The 4,632-nt window shown below is 32.7% G+C and carries 3 protein-coding genes and 1 pseudogene; all 4 read left to right on the top strand.

The features are described 5' to 3' along the window. Window positions 1-33: 33 nt before the first annotated feature. A pseudogene (locus RWL86_RS08235) lies at window positions 34-486 on the top strand (nucleotidyl transferase AbiEii/AbiGii toxin family protein); the annotation flags it as partial. A 144-nt stretch (window positions 487-630) separates the two neighbouring features. Next, on the top strand, window positions 631-2,010 hold the full coding sequence (locus tag RWL86_RS08230) for an MATE family efflux transporter (protein WP_314078749.1): 1,380 nt from the start codon (window positions 631-633) through the stop codon (window positions 2,008-2,010). Between the two features lie 98 nt (window positions 2,011-2,108). Further along, window positions 2,109-3,488, top strand: coding sequence for a deoxyguanosinetriphosphate triphosphohydrolase (locus RWL86_RS08225; RefSeq protein ID WP_314078747.1), 1,380 nt, complete (start codon window positions 2,109-2,111; stop codon window positions 3,486-3,488). Window positions 3,489-3,512: 24 nt separating this feature from the next. Next, a complete protein-coding gene (locus RWL86_RS08220) occupies window positions 3,513-4,547 on the top strand; it encodes a M42 family metallopeptidase (RefSeq protein WP_314078745.1) in 1,035 nt (344 codons plus the stop codon). Window positions 4,548-4,632: the final 85 nt, after the last annotated feature.

Below are 4,632 nucleotides of genomic sequence, written 5' to 3'. Positions count from 1 at the left end.
AATCTGGGCTTATAGCCCCGGTTCAAACCACCCGTTAGACGGGTGGTCATGATTGATGTTACAACGGGTGATAAAATTACACCTAGAGAGATTTCTTATTCAATGCCTTCGCTATTTACTAATCATACTATTGATGTATGGACCTATAATTTAGAAACTGTACTTGCAGAAAAACTAGAAACGATTATTAGTAGAGGAGTTGCTTCAACACGTCCTCGTGATCGATATGATTTATTTACCTTATTTAAACTTAGAAAAAATCAAATAGATTTTACGATTTTAAAAAGAGCTGTAGAGAATACAAGTGAAAAACGAAATAGCAAAGAATTGATTCAAAATTGGAAAAATCAGGTTAGAGGGATTGAAACTTCTGATTATCAGAAAAATCTCTGGATTCGTTACCAACGTCAATTTAAATATTCAAAAGATATATCCTTCGAAGAGTCTGTACAAATTATAAATGAAATTATGAAACAAATTATGTAGTAATTTAGATGTTGAATATCCTAACGGAAATAGATTTTAGGAATTTAGTAAAAAAGATTTACATCTCAAATTTATACAATTGACATATTTATTTAAACCACCTTACAATATTTTTGTTCAAAGTTACAAAAAAGGAGTTCATTCATGACAACTATTGAAAATCCGATGGGAACGCAGCCCATCAAAAAATTATTGATGCAATTAGCGATTCCCGCAATGATTGCTAATGTCGTCAATGCCTTATATAACATCGTTGATCAAATTTTTATTGGACAAGGAGTTGGTTATTTAGGAAATGCTGCGACGAATATTGCTTTTCCAATTACAACAATTTGTTTAGCATTAGGATTAATGACAGGAGTAGGAGCGGCGTCTAATTTTAATTTAGAATTAGGTCGTAAAGAAGTCGAGAAGGCTAGAAAAATTGCAGGAACAGCGGTCGTTCAATTAATCGTGATGGGAATTGCAGTTTGCCTGCTTGTTCAAATCTTTTTAGCACCATTAATGCAATTATTTGGAGCAACGGATCAAATTTTTGATTATGCCATGGAATATTCTCGTATTACGGCATATGGAATTCCGTTTTTCTTATTTTCAACAGGATTTAACCCTCTTGTTCGTTCAGATGGAAGAGCGACTTTTTCAATGATGGCAATTATTGTAGGAGCTATTTTAAATACAGTATTAGACCCAATTTTCATTTTTGTATTTCAAATGGGCATTGCCGGAGCAGCTTGGGCAACGGTAATCAGTCAGATGGTTTCAGCATTATTATTATTTGCATATATTCCAAAGTTTCGTTCCGTGAAATTTCAATGGGAAGATTTTATCCCACATATGAAGCAAGTAGAAGCAATTGCTGCTCTAGGATTGACTTCATTTATTTTCCAAATTTCAGCCTTAATTGTACAAATTGTGTCGAATAATTTATTGAAAACATATGGAGCTATGTCTATTTATGGGAGTGAAATTCCAATTGCAGTTGGTGGAATTGTAGCAAAAGTATTTGTTATTTTTATTGCATTAATTATTGGAATGACGCAAGGAGTTCAGCCGATTGTCGGATATAATTATGGGGCAAAATATTACGAGCGAGTACGTCAAACGATTTTTCTAGCGTTAAAAATAGGATTTGGACTTTCATTTGTTACTTGGGCAGTATTTGAAATTTTCCCGTTACAAATTATTCAACTATTTGGGAATGGAAATGATTTGTATTTTGAATTTGGAATTCGTTATATGAGATTCTTTATGCTATTTACTTTAATTAATGGAATAACGATTTTAATTACAACATTTTTCCCGGCAATTGGAAAAGCAAAAACGGGAGCATTTTTATCATTAGCAAGACAATTATTGATTTTATTACCTGTCATGTTATTGATGACTTATATTTTTGGAGTAGAGGGGATGATGTTTGCGACTCCTGTATCAGATGTCATTTCTTTAGTTCTTTGTCTATTTTTCTTTAAGCGAGAATTACACGATATTCATATGAAAGAAGAATTGATTTTATCCAAATAATCATTAGAGAGTGAAGTAGTCGAATACTTTGCTCTTTTTTCTTTCTAAGATGGAAATGTTTCGTAAATTGGTTTAAGATAGAGGAAAGGAGTGATGACATGGAATGGAAAACTTTATTGGCAACTACTCGTCTTTCAGACAAAGATTCAAACCATCGTAACGAGTTTGATGATGATTATAAAAGAATTGTAACAAGTCCTGCTTTTAGGCGATTACAAGATAAGACGCAAGTATTTCCATTAGAAAGATTAGACTTTATTCATACAAGGTTAACACATTCTTTAGAAGTAGCAATGATTGCAAGAACATTAGTGAGTGAAATTGTACGATTATTGCAACAAGATTCATTGACCGAAACAGATTACAGCAAACAAGAAATGATTAACTATCAAAGTGATATTGCTCGAATTGTGGAATGTGCAAGTTTATTACATGATATTGGTAATCCTCCGTATGGACATTTTGGAGAAGATATTATTCGACAATGGTTTAAGAAAAAGTTACCACAGATTTTAGCAGAACATTCAGATGTAGCAGATGAATTTTTAGCAAGTCCCTATGTACATGATTTTTATCATTTTGAAGGAAATGCCCAATCATTACGAATTGTATCGAAGTTACATGATTTTAAGGGAAACTTTGATGGGTTAGATTTAACTCCTGCTACGATTAATACGATTTTAAAATATACACGTGCTTCTAATCAGCCAAAAACAGAGAAAATCACTTCAAAAAAAGTAGGATTTTTCAGAGCTGAAGAAGATATTTTTCGTCAAATAACTGCTATTACAGGTACTGGTGAAAATCGCCATCCTTTGACATTTATTTTAGAAGCTGCGGATGATATTGCATATTTAATTGCAGATATGGAAGATGCCATTGGAAAAGGTGTGTTAAGATTTGCCGTTGTAAAGGAATATTTACATTCCGTATTAAAAGAAGATAAAACTTCTTCGCATTCTAAAAAAGTTGTGAAAATATTAGAAACGATTGATGAAGAAATTTTTAGTATTAATCAATTTTTTGTCGATTTAAGAACGATGTTAATCGATGCAGCGACAGAGTCTTTCGTTCTTCATTATGAGAAGATTATGAATGGAGAGTATCAGCAAGATTTATTAACGGACTCTAGCGCACATGAGTTATACACTCATTTAAGAAAAATTTCTGAAGATAAAATATATGATCATAAGAGTATTTTACGTTTGGAAATTTCAGGTTATTCTACTTTAACGTATTTATTAGATAGTTTTGTTCCACCATTAGTAGCCTATGATACAAAACGTCGATTAGATTATGTTGATTTGAAGAAAATTGGCATCATTTCAGAAAGTCAAAAACGTTCGTATCATTATTTTGCAGAAGGTAAATCTGAAGTGGAAAAATTATATTTACGCTTATTATTGGCAACTGATTTTATCTCAGGAATGACGGATAGTTATGCACATCAACTTTACCGAGATATGGTAGGAATTTAGAAGTTATTTGAAAGGAATTTATACATGAATCAAACATTAGAATATTTACAAGAATTATTAGCAGTCCCTTCTCCAACGGGATATACAGTAGGAGTACAAGAGTACTTAATGAAAACTCTTGAAAAATTATGTTACCCTTACAAAATAACACCAAAAGGGAATATTATCGTAACGGTAGAGGGAAAGGACAACACGAGTAGTCGTGTAGTAACTGCCCATGTTGATACATTAGGAGCGATTGTTCGTGCTATTAAACCAAGTGGTCGTTTGAAATTAGATAAAATTGGTGGTTATCCATGGAATATGATTGAAGGAGAAAACTGTACCGTTCATATTGCTTCAACAGGTGAATCTGTAACGGGAACGATTTTAATTCATCAAACAAGTTGTCATGTTTATAAAGATGCTGGTACAGCAGAACGTACGCAAGATAATATGGAAGTTCGTTTGGATCTAGAAGTAAATTCTGAACAAGAGACAAGAAGTTATGGAATTGAAGTGGGAGACTTTGTTTCCTTTGATCCACGCACAACGATTACTTCAACTGGATTTGTAAAAAGTTGTTTCTTGGACGATAAAGTTAGTGCAGCTATTTTATTAAATTTATTAAAAACTTATCGTGATTGGCATGTTCAGTTACCAGTAACGACTCATTTTATGTTTAGTTGTATTGAAGAAACAGGAACAGGGGCGAATAGTAGTATTCCTGAAAATGCTGTGGAATTTTTAGCAGTCGATATGGGTGCAATGGGGGATGACCAACAAACAGATGAATATACGGTTTCTATTTGTGTGAAAGATGGTTCTGGTCCTTATAATTATACGCTACGTCAACATTTAGTAGACTTAGCAAAAGAAAAAGAGATTGACTATCGCTTAGATATTTATCCATTTTATGGAAGTGATGCTTCAGCTGCCATGCGTGCAGGAGCAGATGTCAAACATGCTTTACTAGGAGCAGGAATCGAATCAAGTCATTCCTATGAAAGAACTCATATTAAATCAATTCAAGCAACTGAAGCTTTAGTAGATGCTTATTTGAAAAGTGAATTAGTATAATCATGACCACCCGTCTAACGGGTGGTCATGATTTTTATAATTGGATTAATAGAATTATTAAACTATACAATAAAATCAATTTAAA

It is taken from the genome of uncultured Granulicatella sp., assembly GCF_963515095.1.
Taxonomy (GTDB): domain Bacteria; phylum Bacillota; class Bacilli; order Lactobacillales; family Aerococcaceae; genus Granulicatella.
The sequence above is the reverse complement of the archived record's forward strand: the minus strand, read 5'-3'. Positions and strand labels throughout refer to the sequence as shown.